This window comes from Shewanella sp. ISTPL2 (assembly GCF_013283205.1).
GTDB lineage: Bacteria > Pseudomonadota > Gammaproteobacteria > Enterobacterales > Shewanellaceae > Shewanella > Shewanella oncorhynchi.
Genome location: NZ_JAAPAV010000001.1, coordinates 2,734,661 through 2,755,634 on the forward strand (window position 1 = coordinate 2,734,661; position 20,974 = coordinate 2,755,634).

The following is a 20,974-nucleotide window of genomic DNA, read 5'->3' on the forward strand; positions in this document are numbered from 1 at the left end:
TCGGGCATTCAATAAAATAAAACGGCTTAGAATCCACCCCACAGGGTAGCTATTGTGCCCGCCAGTAAGGCATAACCAATGGCAACAGGCATTGTTTTACGGATAATTTCTGACTCTCTACCTGCCATACCCACTACCGTTGCAGCGGCAACCACGTTCATTACGCACATCATGTTACCGGCGTTTGCACCGATACCTTGTAGTGCCAATACCAGTGTGTGGTTCATGCCAATATTGTCGGCAACGCTGTATTGTAGGCTGGAGAACATCATGTTTGAGAAGGTGGCTGAACCGGATAAGAAGGCACCAAAAATCCCCACGATAGGCGCCATCCAAGCCCACACTGCGCCCATGGAACCTGCCAACATATCCGCTAAAGCGACAGGCATTGAGGCAAGACCTGCACCATTCGCGCCTGAGTTTAAGAAGATTTTCACCATAGGCACTGATGCGCCTAATGAAATAATGGTTGGCAACATGGACTTACATGAAACACCGACCGTTTGCTGAATCGCAGGGCTTTTCATTTTGAACAGGAAGAAACCTAGAATACACACGGCAACAAAGAAGGCACCTGGTGCATATAAGGTTGCGAAGCTGGCTTTAAGCTCAGTGCCCATTAGGCCTGTCCAGCTGATGTTAAAGCTTGATAACCATGCTTTTAACGGTGCCACTGTACGCGACAGTACCAAAAGCGCAGCCATGATGATGTAAGGTGTCCAAGCGGCAATTTGGGAAAACTTAGCCGTTGTTTCGACTTTTCCGCTTTCTTGACTGTCATTCTCTGCGAAATCATTCCATGGTGTTTTAGGCAGTAAGTAGCCTTTACGCGCAACCGGGATCACTAAGGCCATACCGATCAATGAACCGATAACCGAAGGGAATTCTGGGCCTGCAAGGTAGTTGATGATCCATGCGGGGACGGTAAAGGCAAGACCTGAGAAAATCGCAAATTTCCAAATTGCTAAGCCTTCCTTAAAGGATTTATTGCGACCAAAGAATCCAGTTAGCATGGTCACCATTACGAGAGGAATTAATGAACCTGTGATTAAGTCGATAGTGATCATATGCATGACGATATATCGAGCATAACCAGCATAGTTACCCCCATGGGCAGCAAATTGCTCCGCCGCCATGCTCACGCCACCTTGGATCAGACCCTGTTCCATCCCAAAAAGTACGGGTAGACCAATCGCACCGAAGGATACACAGGCCGAGTCAGCAATCAAAGCCACGACAGCTGCGGCAACGGGTGGTACACCAAGCAATACCAGTAGTGGTGCGCCAATGGCTGCGGGAGTACCAAAACCAGCACTACCTTCAATAAAGGCACCGAATAACCAACAGATGATAATGACTTGTACACGGGCATCGGCACTGATGTTAGTAAACCCTGCACGGATAGTGTCCATGGCACCTGAGTATTTCAGGGTATTGAGTAGGAATACGGCGCCAAAAATGATGGTTAATGGTGTGATGGCTGAGAGCAGTCCTTCGAGGACCGATGCCGCCAGTAATGTGGTATCCATTTGCCAAATAAACACGGCGGCGAGCGCTGTGATTATCATGGAGATAGGCATAGCCTTAGATGCAGGCATTCTGAGTAACACTAGAAATAGCATTACACTGAGCACTGGCGTCAAGCTAGCGAGGAGTTGAAGTATTGTCATGCTTGCCTCTTCATAAAGTGGTCTGTCTTATTATTGATATTAGGATTTTTCATCTGCCTTCATGTCGACTTCCCAGACCAATAAATCAGCAGTTAATACTGCAAGTACTTACGGTCTCGACATTCTGTGTTGTGTACTAGACGCTATTGTGAGCTTGACTAATATGATCTAGATCATCTTGGCTGTTATATGAAATGCTAATTTACAGTGCTGCGGGGTGCTTCTCTCGGGGGATTTTCTTATATGTGACAATGATCACTTAGACTGTTGGGTGTATATCTACTTTGGTTATATTAAATTAAATTTGTTGTTTTTCTGGTTATTAAAAGTAGAGCTATCACTCATATTCATCGTCATTATTGCAATTAACTGATCCATTTATTTCATTAATAGTCTGTTATTGGTTTTTTCAGTCATTTTTAAGGTGTGATTAAGGTCGCATAGATTGTTGTGGCTGGATTACCTCATTTACTTCTATTTTCATCAAGCTATTGTAATGTTTGCCTAATATGTCCATTTTGGAATGTTTTTTTATAGTGATCTAGAGCACCTTTTAAAATGGTGGGATTTTATTGTGATGGATATCACTTAATGAATTTTACTTTAATATGAAATTTTATAACCATTGTTTAATTTAATTTCAGTTTATTTGAGCGAACAGCCAGCCAAAATATTCAAGTATATTGAGAGAACAACAGAAAAGTTGAAATAAATAGTGACCACTTCTAATGGGTTAAGAGGGGAAATTGAGAGAATAGGGTGAAATTGAAGCAGAAATTTTAAGTAACAAAACTAAAAAATACTGTTTGAACTTTTATCAAACTGGTTAGTGTCATTAATGCTTAAACGTCATTAATGCGAATATCAGCCGTTTGTGAGAGGTGCTAAAAAGTTCACCAAAGACTGTGCAGGGGAAAAGATAAGGCTTTAATGGCAACCTTTTAGGTTAAATTTACAAAATAAAAAAGAGACGTGATATGTCTCTTTTGTTGGTGATTTAGCCCAAAGATACAGACTTAAAACAACTTGCTGCCCCAGCCTAATTTGGTCCGCAGCACGTGGAAATAGTTGTGTCCTTTAGGATGAATAAGCCGTAAACGTTCAGAGCTGCGGCGCACTATGATTTCATCGCCGGGTAACACGGCTAAATGCACGTGGCCATCACAGCTGACTTCGAGGTTTTCGCCATTTTCAGGTGACACAACCATTTTTATGGTGCTGCACGCATCGACAACAATCGGGCGACACGACAGAGTGTGCGGGAACATAGGTACTAAGATTAGGGCCTGTAAATTAGGCGTCAGAATAGCGCCGCCAGCGGAGAGGGCGTAGGCCGTTGAACCGGTAGGCGTTGACACTATCATGCCGTCGGCACGTTGGCTGTACATGAACTGATCGTCAATATAGACCTCAAACTCAATCATGTGGGCAATTTTACCCGGATGGAGTACGGCTTCGTTGACGGCGGTGTTGCTCGCCTTGAGCATACCGTGGCGATAGACTTCGGCTTCGAGTAAGAATCTATGCTCGGTATCGAACTCTCCATCGAGTACCTTGGCGAGCGCCTCTTCGAAGGCATCGGGCGGCAGATCGGTTAAAAAGCCTAAATTGCCGCGGTTAACCCCAATCACGCCTAAATCGAAGCGGGCTAATACCCTTGCCGCGCCGAGCATGTTACCGTCACCACCGACGACTATGGCTAAGTCGCAACGCGCGCCAATTTCTAGTAAATCGACCGCTATGATATTGGGTCCTAATTCGGTAGCAACACGCTCTTCCACTAAGACTTCAAAGCCCTGCATTGTCAGCCAATAATGCAGACGCTTTAAGGTTTGGTTGGTCCCTTGGTGGTGAGGTTTGCCGATAAGGCCGATAGTATGAAACTTTGTGGTCATATTTATGCTAGATCTGGCCTTAGGCCTTGAAACGTCAAAATTGATCCCCATAATATGCCCAGAGTATTTCAGAAACAAAGCATTTTTAGCTGGAGTGAAAATGAGCAACGAATCGATTAAAGCAGAACAGGATCTGATCCAAGAGGGTGTAGAGTCTGAAGTATCTACCGCAGAAGCAAGTCTGATCGATGAGCTTACCCAGGCCAATTTCCGTATTGAAGAGCTGGAACAGTTACTCGCTGAAGCTTTGGCGAAAGTTGAAGAGCAGAAGGATTCAGTCATCCGCGCCGCAGCCGAGGTCGATAACATTCGTCGTCGTGCCGCAATGGATGTGGAAAAGGCGAACAAGTTTGCCTTGGAAAAGTTCGCCAATGAGCTTTTGCCTGTGCTTGATAACATGGAGCGCGCGCTAATGGGTACAAACCCAGAAGATGAAGCGACGAAAGCGATTTATCAAGGTGTTGAGTTAACTCAAAAAAGCTTACTCACTGCGGTGGCTAAATTTGGTGTTAAGCAAATTGATCCACAAGGTCAGTCATTTAACCCTGACCAACATCAAGCGATTGGCATGCAGCCAAGCGCCGAGTTCCCTGCGAACACTGTGATGTTGGTGATGCAAAAGGGTTATGAGCTGAACAGCCGCTTGCTGCGCCCTGCTATGGTGATGGTGTCACAGGGTGGCCCTAACCAAGAAAGCGCAACGATAGATATCGAAGCTTAAGCTTTATTGGATCAGCCGCTGTTATAAAAGACAGCAACAAAAAAGGACTGCAATTGCAGTCCTTTTTTATGGGCGGAATTTTTTATTGATAACATTTAGCGTCTTAACGAGATAAGCAAGTTCAGCCTATTGCGCTAGATAAGCATTGATTTGCGCCAGTATGCCTTCGGCATCCAGTTGCAAGTCGTGGATGACTTCCTCTGGCGAGCCATGTTTAATGAACTCGTCTGGCAAACCAATTTGGAGTACGGCTTTAGGCATTTTTAGCTTTTGAAGCTGTTCAAGCACTCCGGCACCCGCACCGCCTATAATGGCATTTTCCTCCACAGTGACTAACACTTCATGGGTTAGTGCCATTTCTTTTACCAGATCAACATCAAGTGGTTTCACAAAGCGCATATCGACAACCGTCGCATCTAAGCTTTCGGCAGCGGTTAATGCCGATGCGAGCAAGGTACCAAAGTTAAGTATGGCAATACGCTTACCGATGCGCTTAATGACACCTTTACCAATTGGCAACGCAGTCATGGACTCGACTTGCATCGCTCCCGTGGCACTACCCCTTGGGTAACGCACCGCACTTGGGCCCGCATCATAGCAATAGCCAGTGTAGAGCATTTGACGACATTCGTTTTCATCGGACGGCGCCATGATCACCATATTAGGGATACAACGCATAAAACTTAAATCGAATGCACCTTGGTGGGTTGGACCATCGGCACCGACGATACCGCCACGGTCAATGGCAAATAACACGGGCAATTGTTGTAGTGCGACATCGTGAATAAGCTGATCATAGGCGCGTTGCAGGAAAGTCGAGTAAATCGCGACTACAGGCTTGAAACCTTCGCAGGCAAAACCCGCCGCTAAGGTGACGGCATGCTGCTCGGCAATCGCTGCATCGAAATATTGTTTCGGGAAGCGCTGGGAAAACTCCACCATGCCAGAACCCTCACGCATCGCAGGAGTAATCGCTAACACTTTCTCATCTTGTTCGGCAATGTCGCACAACCATTTACCGAAGACTTGAGAAAAGGTCGGTAAACCGGGTTTGGTGGCCGGTTTTTTAAATAGCGATGGGTCAAACTTAGGCACAGCATGCCAACCGATAGGATCTTTTTCAGCAGGTTCATAACCACGACCTTTTTTGGTCATGATGTGCAGCACCTGTGGACCTTTCAGATTACGCATATTGCGCATGGTCTCGACCAGAGCGTCTACATCATGGCCATCGATAGGACCTATGTAGTTGAAACCTAACTCTTCAAATAGAGTGCCAGGAACGACCATACCTTTGAGGTGTTCCTCAGTGCGCTTGGCCATTTCTTTGATGACTGGCATACCTTTTAACACTTTTTTGCCGCCTTCGCGCAGTGTGGTGTAGAAACGGCCTGACATCAGTTGTGCTAAATGATTGTTGAGGGCGCCGACATTTTCTGAAATCGACATTTCGTTGTCGTTCAGTACCACGAGCATGTCATTGTGCAAGTCGCCCGCGTGGTTCATGGCTTCAAACACCATGCCGCCGGTCATAGCGCCATCGCCGATCACAGCGACCACTTTACGACCTGCTTGTTCTTTTTCTGCAGCTATCGCCATCGCCAGCGCGGCGCTAATCGACGTGCCAGAATGGCCAACGCTGAAAGTGTCGTATTCACTTTCTTCACGCCATGGGAAAGGATGTAAGCCATCTTTTTGCCGAATGGTGTGCATCTTGTCACGTCGACCCGTGAGAATTTTATGGGGATAGGCTTGATGGCCTACGTCCCAGATCAGTCGATCAAAGGGGGTATTGTAGACATAGTGCAGTGCCACAGTGAGTTCTACTGTGCCGAGCCCAGAGGCAAAATGTCCGCTGGACATGCCAACAGACTTAAGAAGGAACTCGCGCAGTTCATCGGCTACTTGTGGTAAAAGTGCCTGAGGAAGCTGGCGGAGCTCATTGGGGGTGTTGGCCTGCGCCAACACGGGAAACTGAGAAATGTCCAAACTCATAGCGAGATACTTCGACTCTTATTATATTCTTCGCTCAATGATATAGCGGGCGAAGTCTGCAATTAACTGGCTATTGTATGGCAATTTAGCCAGCGCTGATAGTGCCTCTTGGATCAGTTGTTTGGCGGTGTCTTGTGCACCTTGTAGTCCAAGTAGTTGTGGAAACGTACTCTTATTCGATTCAGTATCAGAGCCTTGCGGTTTACCTAGCTCTTCGGTGGTGGCTACGATGTCAAGGATATCGTCTTGTACTTGGAAGGCGAGTCCGACCGCACGAGCAAAATCCATCATAGCAGCATACTGATCTTTTGGCGCGTTTGCGGCGATTAAAGCTAACTCAACGGCGCAGCTGATAAGGGCGCCGGTTTTCATATTATGTAGCTGAGTTAATGCTTTAAGATCAATATGTTTATCGGTCGAGGCTAAGTCTATCGCTTGGCCTCCACACATACCACGATAACCTGAGGCTTTGGCTAATACTCTTACCATAGCAATATGTTGTTCGCTGCTGATCCCTGGTACGGCTTCGGTGACAATTTCAAAGGCTAAGGTTTGCAGAGCATCCCCCGCTAAAATGGCCGTCGCTTCATCAAAGGCAATATGTACGGTCGGCTGGCCACGGCGGAGCTCGTCATCGTCCATGGCGGGTAAATCGTCGTGGATTAATGAATAAGCATGGATACATTCAATGGCTGCGGCGCAAGCATCTAACTTTTCGAGTTCGACCCCAAACATGCGTCCTACACTGTATACGAGGAACGGTCGAATGCGCTTCCCTCCCAATAAGGCACCGTAAGTCATAGCGGCTTTTAATTGGGGAGCTGTATCTTCAAGCGTACTAAAACGCTGTTTTAATTGATTATCAACTCGTTGTTGATATTCTTGAACGGTACTGACTAACACGCTTATTCGCCCTCAACGGCATAGGGGGATAGGGGCGCATTTTCATCTTGTTTCAGTAAAATGGCCACTTTTTGTTGGGCTTGTTCGAGTTTTGCTTGGCTATTTCGAACGAGATTGATGCCACGCTCAAATTGTTTTAACGCGTCATCGAGGGAGATATCGCCTTGTTCTAGATCGGCAACGATGCGTTCAAGTTCGCCAAGGGATTCTTCAAAACTAAGATTTTCGGGTTTCTTCGCCACGTTCAGGTTTCCTTTGATTTAGCGGACACAAGGTATATCAGGGCGGCGTAAGGGTCAAATTCAGACTAAAGATATTTGCTCAATAGCACGCTTTGTTACTGAAATTTTTCCAGAAAATATAAATTGTCGCTAAACTTGCTTAGTGTGTGTCCGATAACTGACAATAGTATCATCATTTGTATGGTAATTTTTAACTGGATAAACAAGACTCGTATGTGTGTCGGTGGGATTATCTTATTCGGTAGAATAACTGAGTGTTCTTGCTTACCCAGAGTAAGTATTATGTCGTTTATTACGAAAATTGAGGAGCCGTTGTGGATTTAGCAACAATAATCGGAATTGTGGGAGCCTTTGGTTTTATTCTCGGCGCTATGGTGACCAGTGGCGGCTTGATGATTTTCGTTGATGTGCCCTCGATCCTGATTGTGTTCGGTGGGTCCTTCTTCGTGGTAATGATGAAGTTCACTCTTAAACAGTTTTTAAGCGCCGTTAAAATTGCTTTGAAAGCTTTTGTATTTAAGATTGATAAACCAGAAGACTTGATTGAACAGTCAGTGACTATGGCGGATGCTGCCCGTAAAGGGGGTTTTTTGGCATTAGAAGAAGCGCAAATTAGCAATACTTTTATGCAAAAGGCTGTCGATATGTTAGTCGATGGTCATGATGGTGAAGTAGTGCGTGCAGCTCTAGAGAAGGACATCGCTCTAACGGAAGAACGTCATCGTACGGGGATTGGCATATTTAGAGCCTTTGGCGATGTTGGGCCAGCGATGGGGATGATAGGTACACTCGTTGGTCTCGTGGCCATGTTATCAAATATGGCGGATCCTAAATCTATTGGTCCTTCGATGGCGGTTGCGTTGTTAACCACATTATACGGCGCTATGGTTGCTAACATGGTTTGTCTTCCTATCGCGGATAAGCTAACGCTTAGGATGGGGGAGGAAATGCTCAATCGTAACCTTATTATGGATGCGGTATTGGCGATTCAAGATGGACAAAACCCGCGGGTGATTGAAGGCTTTTTGAAAAACTATCTTGCTGAAAAAAATCGTAAAATCGATACAACGGACGGAGAGTAGCCCATGGCTAAGTGCAATTGTCCACCGCCCGGAGCACCGCTCTGGTTGGCAACATTTGCTGACTTGATGTCGCTGTTGATGTGTTTCTTCGTATTGTTATTGTCATTTTCTGAAATGGACGTGATGAAGTTTAAGCAGATCGCGGGCTCAATGAAGTATGCCTTTGGTGTTCAAAATAAGGTGGAAGTTAAAGATATCCCGAAAGGGACTTCTGTCATTGCCTTAGAATTTAGACCCGGTCGCCCCGATCCGACTCCGATTGAAATCATTAACCAGCAAACGAATGAAATGACTGAACCTGTATTGGATTTCCAAGCGGGTGAAGACGATAGTGCGGGCGGCGTGCAGCAGCAAAATGGTTCTCAGCGGGGTGGCGAAGCGAGTGCTACGGCGCAAGAAGTTGCCGATGCGGTTAAAGCGGAAGCGGCAGCGGCGCAAGAAAAGATCAATCAGCAAGTGAAGAAGATGGCGCAGGAGCTCAATAAAGAGATCACCGATGGAGCGATTGAAATTGAGTCATTAGGTCAGCAGATTATTATTCGTATACGTGAGAAGGGGTCATTTGCTTCTGGCTCAGGTTTCCTGCAGCCTCGATTTAAACCTGTGGTACGCTCAGTCGGCGAATTGTTAAAAGATGTGCCAGGTGTCATCACAGTGTCAGGTTATACGGATGATATGCAAATAAGCGATGAGCTTTATAGTTCTAATTGGGATTTATCCAGCAAACGTGCCGTGGCAGTGGCCCATGAGTTAGTACAGGTCAGCGGCTTTGATTCTAATCGAATGAAAGTGGTTGGTATGGCGTCTAACAATCCGATTGTGCCTAACGATTCTCCGGAAAATCGTGCCCGTAACCGCAGGGTTGAAATTGCTATTGAGCAAGGTAAAGCGAAGGAGTCTGAAGAAATTCAGATCGGTAATTCGCCTTAAGTGTTTAGATACTCCCAATCAAAAGCCGCAATAATCTTGCGGCTTTTTTATCGAGCTAATGTGGACTTTTCCCTTTTTAGTTAACGTGTTATGCATCAAATCGCTGTGGTTGATTTAAATCCATTTGGGCTTTACGTTAATCACATTGAGTGTGTAATCCCTAAGTTTCCTTGACCATCCCTCAACGACTTATTGTTAATAATTCATCTCAAATCACTTATTTTAAGCAGGGCAATTCACACCATTCGAATAGGCTTTAGTGACATTATTTCAGCCTAACTAGCTGCCGTGATTGAGTCATTAATACGCAATGAATACGCAATGAATACGCCATAAATGTGGCCTGTGTCGCTGTTGGCTATGTGCGCTGAAACTCGCCTTTTTAGGTTGCTTGGGTATATAATCCCCCGATTATTCTTTTAACCAATTTTGCTGTTTTAAAATTGCCCGCGGAAATCCCATGAAGTTTATTGTAAAGCTGTATCCAGAAATCATGATGAAGAGCAAGCCTGTACGCATGCGCTTCACCAAAATGCTCGAAACTAACATCCGTAATGTGCTTAAAAAAGTTGACGAAGATGCAAAAGTGCAGCGTCAATGGGACCGCATTATGGTGATGGTACCAAAGGATAAGCCTGAATTGGCCCAAGCTTTCGGTGAGCGTCTGGCGTGTATTCCTGGCATTGCACACGTAGTGCAAGTGGATGAGTACAGCTTTGAATCTGTTGATGATATTTATCAGCAAGTCTTGCCTGTTTATCGTGACCAACTCGCGGGTAAAACCTTCTGCGTGCGAGTAAAGCGTACTGGCGATCATGATTTTAATTCTATTGAAGTTGAGCGTTATGTCGGTGGTGGCTTAAACCAGTTTACTGATGCGCTGGGCGTACGTTTAAAGAATCCGGACATTACCGTTAATTTAGAGATTGAGCGCGATAATCTTTATATGGTGACTAAGCGTATTGAAGGTCTAGGCGGTTTTCCGATGGCAACACAGGAAGATGTATTGTCCTTGATTTCGGGTGGTTTTGACTCTGGCGTATCTAGCTATCAATTTATCAAAAAAGGCGCTCGTACCCATTACTGCTTCTTCAATCTGGGCGGTGCACAGCACGAAATTGGTGTAAAACAAGTGGCTTACCATTTGTGGAAAACCTACGGTGAATCCCACAAAGTGAAGTTTATCTCTGTGCCTTTTGAGCCTGTGGTTGCTGAGATTTTAGAGCGTATCGATAACGGTCAAATGGGCGTTGTATTGAAACGCATGATGATGCGTACCGCGGCGCGTATAGCCGAGCGTATGGGCATTCAAGCCTTAGTTACCGGTGAAAGTTTAGGCCAAGTGTCTAGCCAGACCCTGACCAACTTAAACGTCATCGACCGTTGTACTGAGTTATTGATTCTACGTCCCTTAATCGCCATGGATAAGCAAGACATTATCAACGAGAGCCGTAAAATCGGCACCGAAGATTTTGCTAAATCAATGCCTGAATATTGCGGCGTAATTTCGCAAAAGCCGACGGTAAAAGCGGTATTAGCTAAGGTTGAAGCGGAAGAGAAAAAGTTCTCTGAGGATTTGATTGATCAGATCATCGCCCAATCTGTCACTATCGATATCAGGGAGATCGCAGAACAAATGGATACTCGGATTACTGAGACAGAAACGGTTGCCAGTATCGATACTAACCAAGTGGTCATTGATATTCGTGCCCCTGAAGAAGAGGAAAGCAAACCGCTGCAAATTGAAGGTATTGAGATAAAGCGCATCCCATTCTTCAAGTTAGCGACTCAGTTTGCCGATCTCGATAAGCAAAAGACTTATTTGCTCTATTGTGAGCGTGGGGTGATGAGTAAATTGCAGGCATTGTATTTAATCGAGCAAGGTTACACGAACGTGAAAGTGTATCGTCCATAAGTCGGGCGAAAACCTGCCCATTGCCGTATATCGTCAGTGGGATTGATTTGCTATTCAAGTACAAAAAAGCCGCATATTAATGCGGCTTTTTCTTTGCTCTTACTGAGCGCGACCTGAGTTTCAGTGTCGTTTAGGTTATTCAGCTTTAACGACTTGCTGATGAGATGTGACATCGTCTGTGGCAATCAACAGAGTGGCTTCTTGCAGCGCTTCTTGGTGCATTTTATTCATTGCAGCGGTTAAATCTGCAATGATATTGGCTTGCAAGTCGCTTGTGTCGATGACGATTTCGTCAACGAGTACATTTGCACTGGCATTGAAGCTGAGTGCTGAGACTAATATTAACGCAAATGCCGATTTTAAATTGAACATAGTCGCCTCCGGGCTGACAAATTAACGCTGTCAGACATTCCCATCATCAACTTTGAGATTGTCTAACTTAGGTATTTCATAGCTATGGATGTTTCATCGCTATTGGTGTTTCGTTGATAAGCTGTTTCATTGGCGCAAAATTTAACCAAAAACGCTGGCCTTTACAAACGATTAAATGTAACAATACGGATTAGAAAAACTAATTAAAAAACGAGACTGAGATCACTATGTCGAGACGATTACCACCGCTTAATGCGGTTAAAGCTTTTGAGGCAGCCGCGCGGCATTTGAGCTTTACGCGGGCAGCGGAAGAATTGTTTGTTACACAGGCTGCGGTGAGCCATCAAATAAAGGCATTAGAAGATTTCCTCGGATTAAAATTATTTCGTCGAAAGAACCGTTCTTTGCTATTAACCGAAGAAGGGCAAAGCTATTTTCTCGACATCAAAGATATCTTTATTCAGCTTGCCGATGCTACCGACAGATTACTCGCCCGCAGTGCGATTGGTTCGCTGACGGTCAGTATGTCACCCAGTTTTGCGATTCAATGGCTAGTGCCACGTTTGGCTAAATTCAGTGAGAAAAATCCCGATATCGATGTGCGAATAAAGGCCGTTGATACCGAAGCGAGTTCATTAACCGATGATGTGGATGTGGCTATTTATTATGGCTTAGGTAATTGGCCTGGGCTACGTGCAGATAAGCTCAGAAACGAAGTGCTTATTCCCGTGTGTTCGCCCATGTTGCTCAACGGTCCTAAACCACTCTCAAAACCGAGCGATTTAAAGTATCACACGCTATTACATGATATGAATCGTCACGATTGGCAGGCGTGGTTTAGGCAATGTGGCATTACCGATATTAATGTGAATCAAGGACCTATTTTCAGTCATTCGTCTTTGGTATTGCAGGCGGCGGCCCACGGTCAAGGGGTTGCTCTGGGTTACAGCGTGCTGGCTCGCCCCGATATCAAAGCTGGGCGACTTGTGTGCCCATTTCAAGAAGTCTTGGTCAGTAAAGATGCTTACTACTTAGTTTGCCAGCAAAACCATGCTGAGCTGGGTAAAGTGGTGGCGTTTCGTGAATGGATGTTAGACATGTTTGCCGAGGAGTCTCGCAGTGAGTTGTTGCCCGGATAAGCCGAGTTATGTATTAGAAGGGGAGCCTGCGAGTACTTTGATTTTATTGGCCCACGGTGCGGGTGCTAACATGGATTCTGATTTTATGCAGGCCATGTCGGCGGGATTCGTTGCTCAGGGCTTCCGAGTGATGCGCTTTAATTTTCCTTATATGCAGGCGAATGCAGTCGATGGCAAATGGCGTCCACCGGACCGTGCGCCTAAATTGCTCGCGTGTTTTACACAGATGCTCGATATCGCCCACTCACAACCACAAGTTGAACGTGTGGTGTTAATGGGGAAATCCATGGGCGGTCGTATGGCGGCCCTATTAGCCTGCGATCCTGCATTAGCGGCGCGCATCGATAGGGTGATTTGTTTAGGTTATCCTTTTGTGCCACTCAAAGGCGGCGAGCCTAGATTGGAACCTTTGAATGAATGCCAAGTCCCAGTATTAGTCGTACAGGGGGAGCGGGATAAGTTTGGTGGCAAAGCGCAGATCCCAAGCTGGCCCTTGAAAGCTGAGATAGGATTGGCTTGGATAACCGACGGCGATCATAGTTTTGTCCCAAGAAAGTCGTCAGGCACCAGTGAAGCCGCTAACCTTGCACGTGCTATTGATTTATCAAGTGATTTTATTCGTGAGCTTGATGTTGAGCGAATAAATGTTGAATGAGTTAATCCCATTCCAGCAGGAGCGTTAAATGCGTAAAGGTTTATTGTTACTCGCCGCCGTGAGCGGATTCTTAGCCGTCGCTTTAGGGGCTTTTGGTGCCCATGGTTTAAAAGCGGTCGCGCCACCAAACTTAATTGAAGTCTTTAACTTAGGCGTGCAATATCATTTCTACCATACCTTTGCCCTCGTCATGGTTGCCTTCTCGGGCCAATGGTTAACCTCGCGTTTACTGGACTGGTCGGCATATCTCTTTGTCGCAGGCATAGTACTATTTTCGGGCTCACTATATGGACTGGCCTTGTTTGGGACTAAGTGGTTAGGTCCTATTACGCCTATGGGTGGTGGTTGTTTCTTACTCGGTTGGTTATTATTTGCCGCCGCGGTATGGCGTCACAAAGTTATCGACGGTCATGAGTCTTAATCGCTGATGCTTATGTGAGTTAACAGGCTTAGGGTGCACCTAAGCCTTTTTTATTTCTCTAATCGCAATTCAAGGTTCAGCAGTAGGCAAATAGGGCATTTGTGGATTGAAATTGGTATACTGGCGCCCAAATCGATAGTCAGCCAATGCTTTGGCTTGGATTTCTCAGGGATCCCCATGAAAAACCTATTTTTATTTTGCCGCGCAGGCTTTGAAAAAGAATGCGCTGCAGAAATCCAACAGCGAGCCGGTGAGCTCAATGTGGGTGGCTTTGTTAAGGCCAACAATAACGACGCTTATGTTGTATACCAATGTTTTGAAGACGACGCTGCTGATACGTTAGTCAAACAATTACCTTTAGATTCGCTCATTTTCGCCCGCCAGATGTTTGCTGCTAGCGACTTGTTAGTTGACTTGCCTGAAAATGACAGAATAAGCCCAATCGTTGCGGCGCTCAGTGACGTCAGCAAAGCGGGTGAAGTGCGGGTTGAAACACCTGACACTAACGAAGCGAAAGAGCTCTCGGCTTTTTGCCGTAAGTTCACTGTGCCTTTACGCCAGCATTTGAAAAAATCGGGTAGCTTGCTCGCGCAGGAAAATCCCAAACGTCCGATTATCCACGTGTGTTTTATTGGCCCCGGCCGTGCCTATGTGGGTTATTCCTATAGCAATAACAGTTCGCCACATTTTATGGGCATTCCACGCCTTAAAATGGCGGCGGATGCACCGAGTCGTTCTAGTCTGAAACTCGACGAAGCCTTTGGCCAATTCGTGCCTAAGGAAGAGCAAGAAGAGCGTATTCGCAGTGGCATGAACTCAGTGGATTTGGGCGCTTGCCCTGGTGGCTGGACTTATCAACTGGTGCGTCGCGGCATGTTTGTGTCGGCAGTTGATAATGGCCCTATGGATGAAAAACTGATGGAAACGGGCCAAGTAAAACATTACCGTGAAGACGGTTTCCGTTTCGAACCGCAACGTAAAAATATCTATTGGCTGGTGTGCGACATGGTTGAGAAACCTGCGCGTGTTGCCGAACTTATTGAAGCTTGGGCGATTAACGGTTGGTTTAAGGAAGCGATTTTTAACCTTAAATTACCGATGAAGAGCCGCTATAAAGAAGTGACAGCCATTCTTGAGACAATGCAGACGATTCTTAAAGAGAATGGTGTGACGGATTTTAAAGTGCAGTGTAAGCATCTTTATCACGACCGTGATGAAGTGACTGTGCATTTATGGCTACGTCCTAATACCGCGTGGAATTAATTCCAGTGCTAACCCTGCAGTGATCTTGCTGTCGCTAGAATGGTAATAGTCATGCGGGTTTAGAGCCACGCAGGTTTAAAAGCTAGATAACAAAAAGCCCCAAAGGAAACTTTGGGGCTTTTTCGTGTTTATTCATTTGAGTTTCAAGCGCTTGCTTCTTTTAAGCTTTTGCTTGAACAAGCGCGTGATAGGCTCATCTTAAACGCGCTTAGCATTGAGATCACAGACGCTCAAGCACCGCTTGCGTGAAGTCAGTCGTGCCGTGAGTGCCGCCTAAATCGCGAGTCGTACGGTCGCCTTCTTCAATGACTGCAGATACCGCTTTACGGATTTGCTCAGCTTTGTCAGCCATACCTAAGTATTCCAACATTTGGATAGACGCTAAAATCACTGAGGTTGGGTTTGCGAGGTTTTTGCCAGCGATATCAGGCGCACTACCGTGAACGGCTTCGAAAATCGCGGCATCACGGCCAATGTTTGCGCCTGGCGCCATACCTAAACCACCCACTAAACCGGCACACAGGTCCGATAAAATGTCACCGAACAGGTTGGTCGTCACGATCACATCGAAGTTTTCTGGGTTCATCACTAACTTCATGCACGTTGCATCGACGATCATTTCTTCTGTCTTGATGTCTGGGTAACGTAGGCTCACTTCGCGGGCCACTTTCAGGAACAGGCCTGACGTTGACTTCATGATGTTGGCTTTGTGTACAATAGTGACTTTCTTACGGTTTTCTTTGCGAGCTAGTTCATAGGCGAAAGTGGCGATTTGCTCGGCACCTTGGCGAGTGACGATACTGGTCGCTTCTGCCGTTAAACCATCTTCAGACACTTTTTGACCATGGCCAGAATACATGCCTTCGGTGTTTTCACGTACCGTGATGATATCGATATTTTCGTAACGGGCTTGGGTACCTTTGAAAGACAGTACTGGGCGTACGTTAGCATACAGACCGAATTTCTTACGCAAGGTTACGTTGATAGAAGTAAAGCCTTCACCAACGGGAGTCGTCAGCGGCCCTTTCAGCGTGATACGGTTTTTTTCAATGAGTTCTAAAGTGCGTGCTGGCAGTAACTCGCCTTGCTTTTCAAGTGCAGTCAGGCCGGCATCGGCAAATTCATATTCAAAATCACAGCCCGCTTTATCAAGAATTTTTAAGGCTGAATCAATAATACTTGGGCCAATTCCATCACCTGGAATTACGGTTATCGTTCTTTTTGACATGGAGAAGTCCTTCCACGGTTCGTCGTTACTGCAATTGTCTGCCCCAGTGCTAACTGGATAGCAGGACTATGAATTTGGTATTTTTTCTGCCTATTATTTTAACCATCTTTGGTCAAACTTCACAGGAAATAGTGAGCAATATCACGATTTTTTATGTGGTATAACTTGTAAAAATACTGGGTTCTCACCATGATGGAGAGCCAATGGTTAAAAAAGTCTACTTTAGTCTAACAAATATATAAAAGAGGAAGACATTGAAGTTAATCCCTATCACATCTCTGGTTTTGTTATCCCTTGGAATATTGCCAGCAGTGCAGGCTGAAACCAGCACTAAATCGCTCACCCTAACAGACATTATGCATTTTGAATCCCTTGAAAAGCCGATTATCTCAGATAAGGGGCAAGTCATCGCGGTCGAGTCTGCGCCCGATCGCGGGGATAGTCACGTCATTGTGAAAAATGTCCTGTCGCAGCAAAGCTATCAAATCGCGGGGGGGTCAGATCCCTTGGTGAACCATGATGGTCGTTATGTGGCTGTAGTGGTTAAACCGAGTTTGCTTACGCGTGAGACGAGTGATGCCAAGGCGAAGAAAAAACTTAAGTCCGACATGGTGTTGCTCGATACTCAAACTGGCACGCAAACTCGCTTTGAGCGCGTGAAGGAATTTGTGTTCAGTGATGATGGTAAGCAACTGGTGATTTGGTTTGAGGCTGATGAAGAGTCCAAAAAAGATGCTGAGCCTAAAACTACCGAAAAACTCGCTGAAGCAGGCACACAAAGCCCTGCGAATATTGATAAGCCAAAGGTCGATAAGTTTGACCAAGGTCGACGTTTTACGTTGCTCAGTTTAGAAGACCAAACAAAGCGAATTGATGTCGAGCAGGTTACTGGCTATGTTTTTGATAAGGCAAGCCGTAGACTCGCGCTGGCAGTGAACGATATCACCAATAAGCAACATCAATTGCAGTTAGTCGATTTAAACACTCACAAAAAAACCGTTGCCTTTGATTCGCCTAGCCAACAGATTGGTGCGTTAGCGCTGGCTAAAAATGGTCGTTGGCTTGCATTTACGCAGGGCAAAGACAGTGAGTTACCTTATGGCCGCAGCTATCAGTTATCGCTGGTCGATTTGCAGTCGGGCAAAATCAGTAAAATCCCTGAGTCACCCGAGTGGAAACTGAATCGCTACACAAGTTTAAGCTTCTCATTGGACAGCGAAAGGTTGTTCTTTGGCCGTGTACCAGAGGTGAGTCAGCAGCTCAGTTTGCAGAAGATCACCGAAGAAAAAGACCTGTTCGATACAAATATTGTCACCGGACAGCGTGGGCTTAAGGTGTGGCATGGGGATGATCCTCGTATTAAGCCTAATGAAATCAAGCAATATGAGGATGAGCAAAAACGCACTTACCTTGCGGTATTGCATTTAGGCTCAAATAACGTGGTGCAGCTTGGCGATAAAACTGTTCCAGATGTGACGATTTCACAACATAAACGTTTTATGTTGGCCAGTTCAGATTTGCCCTATCGCAAGATGGCAACTTGGGCAGGGTTCTACCAAGATTATTATCTGGTCGATATTAATACTGGCAGTAAAGTGCCATTTTTGACACAACAGCCGAGTGATGCCGAGCCTACGCTGTCGGGAAATGGCAAGTATGTGGCTTATTATCAGCAAGGTAATGTGTATCTCTATGATATTGCACAGGACCGTCGCACTAATCTCACAAAATCCCTAAAGGTTAGTTTTGCCGATGAAGACCACGATTATCCATCCAGTGCTCCAGGATATGGTTTTGGTCCTTGGCTTAAAAATGATGCGGGTTTCTTGGTTTACGACAAATACGATGTTTGGCAGTTTAATACCGAATCTAAGGCGGGCTTTGCCTTAACCGCAGGAAAAGGGCGCACTCAGAAAATTCAATATCGCCTTGAGGGCTTAGTCGATAATCCCGATGAGCCGACAGAGCTTACCTATAACGCCACTATGTTACTCCACGGTTATAGTGATAAAACCAAGGCCGATGGTTTTTATCAAGCCACCTTGGGTGAAGCAGGCGTGAAGACGTTGATGCAAGGTGAGTATAAGCTGACAGTATTGGGACGCAGTAAAGACGCCGATACTATCGTGTTTTCTAAGGAACGTTTTGACGTATTCCCTGACTTGTATACGGCCAGCTATAGCGCACCGCAAAATGCAGTTAAGCAAACCGATTTAGATAAGCAGCGTCAAGCCTTTAACTGGAGCCAATCCGAGTTAGTTCACTGGACAAATGGTGATGGTAAACCGTTAGATGGCGTGCTGATCAAGCCGACGAATTATCAAGCGGGTAAGCGCTATCCTGTACTGGTTTATTACTATCGCTTTATGACGGATAGACTGCACGCCTTCCCGCAGATGAACATTAACCACAGACCTAACTTTGCTTGGTACATCAATAATGGCTATGCGGTGTTCCTACCGGACATTCGCTTTGAAATTGGTTACCCAGGGGCGAGCTCAGTACAAGCGCTCACCTCTGGCGTGCAAAAGCTGATTGAAATAGGAATTGCTGATCCCGATGCTATTGGTTTGCAAGGTCATTCTTGGAGTGGCTATCAAACGGCGTTTGCTATTACTCAAACTAAGATGTTTAAGGCGGCGGTTGCAGGTGCTCCAGTATCGAATATGACCAGTGCCTATAGCGGTATTCGCCACGGCACAGGCATTGCGCGTCAGTTCCAATATGAAACCGGACAGAGTCGTATTGGCGCAAGTTTGTTTGCCGCGCCGCAAAAGTATATTGAAAACTCGCCAGTATTTTATGCTGACCGTATTCAAACGCCTTTGATGATCATGTTTGGTGATAAGGACGATGCAGTGCCTTGGGAACAAGGTGTTGAAATGTACTTAGCCATGCGCCGTGCGGGTAAAGAGGTGGTGTTCTTACAATACGAGGATGAGCCGCATCACTTGAAAAAGTACCCGAACAAGCTCGATTACAGCATTCGCATGATGCAATATTTCGACCATTATCTGAAGGGAAAACCCGCGCCAGAATGGCTCAGCAAAGGTGAAGTCTATGTTGAGTATAAGGCCGATGATGAATAGGCAATTGGTTTAGTTGTTTTACAACTGAGTCAATTCGTTGATTGTCAAAATAAAAACGCCACCGATTCGGTGGCGTTTTTATTTAACTGTCAGTCGTATTTATTTACTGGTTAATGTCTCTTGGGCAGAGCTGAGGGCTGTGTCAGTATCTGCATCGAGATATTGCTTATAGGTATCTTGGCCCCAAGCAATCAATTGATCATTTTCAAAAATAAGTGGGGTACATTCCTCTTTCGTGGTTACACCGTCTGATTTTTCATGGTGAGTGCGATAAAAGAGCACCTGTAGCTTGGTTTCTTTTACGGCTTTGGCCTCTGAAAAGTCAGCTTTACCTAGTAACTGTTTTACTGAAACGATATTTTGCCCTAGCGCTAACTCGTTCATTTTTTGGCTGTTATAGGACTGTCGGTCCTCCCAACTCATGTCATCTGGCGTAGGTTCATAAACGAGTACCACCACAGCGACAAAGGCGACGTAGGCGGCGAAAATGCTACCGATGATTACCGAAACTTTTGATTTCATTTACAGTTATTCCTTTACCTCATTAAATGAGTCACGTTATTACGTCCATAAAATACGCTTTTGTTGTTCTAAGGTAAATGCGTTAATTGCAACTTTATATTAACAGATGTTTAGGCTGGATTGATTGGGTTTTCAGGCAGGCAGTTATTATCAGGAAAGGAGTTCATCACGCGAAAATCTTTTAAATTAATATTGAGTGGCAGGTCTGTTTGTAACTGTGCGAGCTTGTAGCTGAGTCTTGCCATCTCCTTACCTTCGGCAAGTTTTTTGGCTTGTTTAGCGCCTAAGTTAGATAGCGATGAAAACAAGGTTGGTAAGCTTCTAAAGGTTTTCAATAATTCGGCAGCCGACTTAGGGCCTATGCCCGCAATACCAGGAATTTTATTACCGCTATCGCCAGCTAATGCCATCAAGTCGAGAAATTGACTGCGTTCGACACCGAGTTTTTGTTCCAATGCAGCGATATCTAAGTACTGCTGATTAAAGTGATCCCACTGGCTGATTTGGCGATGATTGAGCTGACTAAAACCTTTGTCGGTGGACACTATAATGGCTTCACCCTGCGCTTTGGCGGTTTTTATCGCTAGAGTGGCAATCACATCATCGGCTTCAGCCGCCGCATAAATAGAGCTAATGTTCATCATGGTTAAGTGATCTTGCAGCGCAGCAAGGCCTTTTGCCAGCGGCTCTGGCATAGGTTTACGGCCTTTTTTGTAATCGGGGTAAAGCTGTTTACGCCATGAGATTTCATCACCGTCCCACACGATAGCCACATGGGTAGGGCGATGCACCCGCAGCAGTTTAGTACACGCCAAACTGACGCGCTCTGTGAGGCTTTGCATATCGGATTCATCGGGGATCGCCGCATAGATGCGGCGAACCAAGTTGAGACCATCGATGATTAAAAACTTGTTCATGGGGTGTTGTTGCTT

General features: G+C 45.6%; 18 protein-coding genes. 9 read left to right on the forward strand and 9 right to left on the reverse strand.

Annotation, left to right across the window (positions count from 1 at the left end):
* Nucleotides 1-26: 26 nt before the first annotated feature.
* Nucleotides 27-1,670 (reverse strand): L-lactate permease, encoded by a 1,644-nt coding sequence (locus HUB64_RS12050; protein ID WP_049821741.1) that lies wholly within the window; start codon nucleotides 1,668-1,670, stop codon nucleotides 27-29.
* 1,016 nt (nucleotides 1,671-2,686) lie between these two features.
* Entirely contained in the window at nucleotides 2,687-3,565 is an 879-nt protein-coding gene (gene nadK, locus HUB64_RS12055; protein ID WP_081729057.1) for an NAD(+) kinase, read from the reverse strand.
* Between the two features lie 100 nt (nucleotides 3,566-3,665).
* On the opposite strand from nadK, the gene grpE reads away from it, so the two are divergent.
* Complete coding sequence (gene grpE / locus HUB64_RS12060) at nucleotides 3,666-4,286, forward strand: nucleotide exchange factor GrpE (RefSeq protein WP_028760692.1); 621 nt, start codon at nucleotides 3,666-3,668, stop codon at nucleotides 4,284-4,286.
* A gap of 126 nt (nucleotides 4,287-4,412) precedes the next feature.
* On the opposite strand, the gene dxs is transcribed toward grpE, so the two are convergent.
* Genes dxs through xseB form a run of 3 tightly spaced genes read right to left on the reverse strand, consistent with a single transcriptional unit; the run spans nucleotide 4,413 to nucleotide 7,426 of the window.
* A complete protein-coding gene (dxs, locus tag HUB64_RS12065) occupies nucleotides 4,413-6,281 on the reverse strand; it encodes a 1-deoxy-D-xylulose-5-phosphate synthase (protein ID WP_105249771.1) in 1,869 nt (622 codons plus the stop codon).
* 21 nt (nucleotides 6,282-6,302) lie between these two features.
* Entirely contained in the window at nucleotides 6,303-7,184 is an 882-nt protein-coding gene (gene ispA, locus HUB64_RS12070) for a (2E,6E)-farnesyl diphosphate synthase (RefSeq protein WP_173497061.1), read from the reverse strand.
* A 2-nt stretch (nucleotides 7,185-7,186) separates the two neighbouring features.
* Nucleotides 7,187-7,426 (reverse strand): exodeoxyribonuclease VII small subunit, encoded by a 240-nt coding sequence (gene xseB, locus HUB64_RS12075; RefSeq protein WP_006080884.1) that lies wholly within the window; start codon nucleotides 7,424-7,426, stop codon nucleotides 7,187-7,189.
* Nucleotides 7,427-7,740: 314 nt separating this feature from the next.
* On the opposite strand from xseB, the gene pomA reads away from it, so the two are divergent.
* The 3 genes from pomA to thiI all read left to right on the forward strand — a co-directional run bounded on the left by pomA (nucleotide 7,741) and on the right by thiI (nucleotide 11,353).
* The gene (pomA, locus tag HUB64_RS12080; RefSeq protein WP_173497062.1) at nucleotides 7,741-8,508 is read left to right on the forward strand and encodes a flagellar motor protein PomA; all 768 of its coding nucleotides are present in this window, start codon (nucleotides 7,741-7,743) and stop codon (nucleotides 8,506-8,508) included.
* A 3-nt stretch (nucleotides 8,509-8,511) separates the two neighbouring features.
* On the forward strand, nucleotides 8,512-9,438 hold the full coding sequence (locus HUB64_RS12085) for a flagellar motor protein MotB (RefSeq protein WP_113941028.1): 927 nt from the start codon (nucleotides 8,512-8,514) through the stop codon (nucleotides 9,436-9,438).
* A 460-nt stretch (nucleotides 9,439-9,898) separates the two neighbouring features.
* Nucleotides 9,899-11,353 carry a tRNA uracil 4-sulfurtransferase ThiI gene (gene thiI, locus HUB64_RS12090; protein WP_028760687.1) on the forward strand — a complete coding sequence of 485 codons (1,455 nt, stop codon included), beginning with the start codon at nucleotides 9,899-9,901 and terminating at the stop codon, nucleotides 11,351-11,353.
* 135 nt (nucleotides 11,354-11,488) lie between these two features.
* Here thiI and HUB64_RS12095 read toward each other — a convergent pair whose 3' ends face one another.
* Nucleotides 11,489-11,725, reverse strand: a complete 237-nt coding sequence (locus tag HUB64_RS12095; protein WP_173497063.1) for a hypothetical protein — start codon at nucleotides 11,723-11,725, stop codon at nucleotides 11,489-11,491.
* A 227-nt stretch (nucleotides 11,726-11,952) separates the two neighbouring features.
* Here HUB64_RS12095 and HUB64_RS12100 point away from each other — a divergent pair, with 227 nt between their 5' ends.
* The 4 genes from HUB64_RS12100 (at nucleotide 11,953) to rlmM (ending at nucleotide 15,203) form a co-directional block, all read left to right on the forward strand.
* Nucleotides 11,953-12,864, forward strand: coding sequence for a transcriptional regulator GcvA (locus HUB64_RS12100; protein ID WP_105249769.1), 912 nt, complete (start codon nucleotides 11,953-11,955; stop codon nucleotides 12,862-12,864).
* Nucleotides 12,845-13,519 (forward strand): alpha/beta family hydrolase, encoded by a 675-nt coding sequence (locus HUB64_RS12105; RefSeq protein WP_173497064.1) that lies wholly within the window; start codon nucleotides 12,845-12,847, stop codon nucleotides 13,517-13,519. The genes HUB64_RS12100 and HUB64_RS12105 overlap by 20 nt, the downstream gene beginning before the upstream one ends.
* Before the next feature lie 28 nt (nucleotides 13,520-13,547).
* A complete protein-coding gene (locus tag HUB64_RS12110) occupies nucleotides 13,548-13,940 on the forward strand; it encodes a DUF423 domain-containing protein (protein WP_173497065.1) in 393 nt (130 codons plus the stop codon).
* A gap of 177 nt (nucleotides 13,941-14,117) precedes the next feature.
* Nucleotides 14,118-15,203, forward strand: a complete 1,086-nt coding sequence (rlmM, locus tag HUB64_RS12115; RefSeq protein WP_011846285.1) for a 23S rRNA (cytidine(2498)-2'-O)-methyltransferase RlmM — start codon at nucleotides 14,118-14,120, stop codon at nucleotides 15,201-15,203.
* Between the two features lie 220 nt (nucleotides 15,204-15,423).
* Here rlmM and HUB64_RS12120 read toward each other — a convergent pair whose 3' ends face one another.
* Nucleotides 15,424-16,431, reverse strand: a complete 1,008-nt coding sequence (locus tag HUB64_RS12120) for an isocitrate dehydrogenase (protein WP_113941031.1) — start codon at nucleotides 16,429-16,431, stop codon at nucleotides 15,424-15,426.
* 254 nt (nucleotides 16,432-16,685) lie between these two features.
* On the opposite strand from HUB64_RS12120, the gene HUB64_RS12125 reads away from it, so the two are divergent.
* Nucleotides 16,686-19,520, forward strand: coding sequence for a prolyl oligopeptidase family serine peptidase (locus HUB64_RS12125; protein ID WP_173497066.1), 2,835 nt, complete (start codon nucleotides 16,686-16,688; stop codon nucleotides 19,518-19,520).
* 99 nt (nucleotides 19,521-19,619) lie between these two features.
* Here the strand turns inward: HUB64_RS12125 and HUB64_RS12130 are convergent, their stop codons facing one another.
* Nucleotides 19,620-20,042: a DUF3192 domain-containing protein gene (locus tag HUB64_RS12130; RefSeq protein WP_028760680.1), complete on the reverse strand. Its 423-nt coding sequence runs from the start codon at nucleotides 20,040-20,042 to the stop codon at nucleotides 19,620-19,622.
* A gap of 110 nt (nucleotides 20,043-20,152) precedes the next feature.
* Nucleotides 20,153-20,959, reverse strand: a complete 807-nt coding sequence (gene xni, locus HUB64_RS12135) for a flap endonuclease Xni (RefSeq protein ID WP_173497067.1) — start codon at nucleotides 20,957-20,959, stop codon at nucleotides 20,153-20,155.
* Between the last annotated feature and the right edge of the window lie 15 nt (nucleotides 20,960-20,974).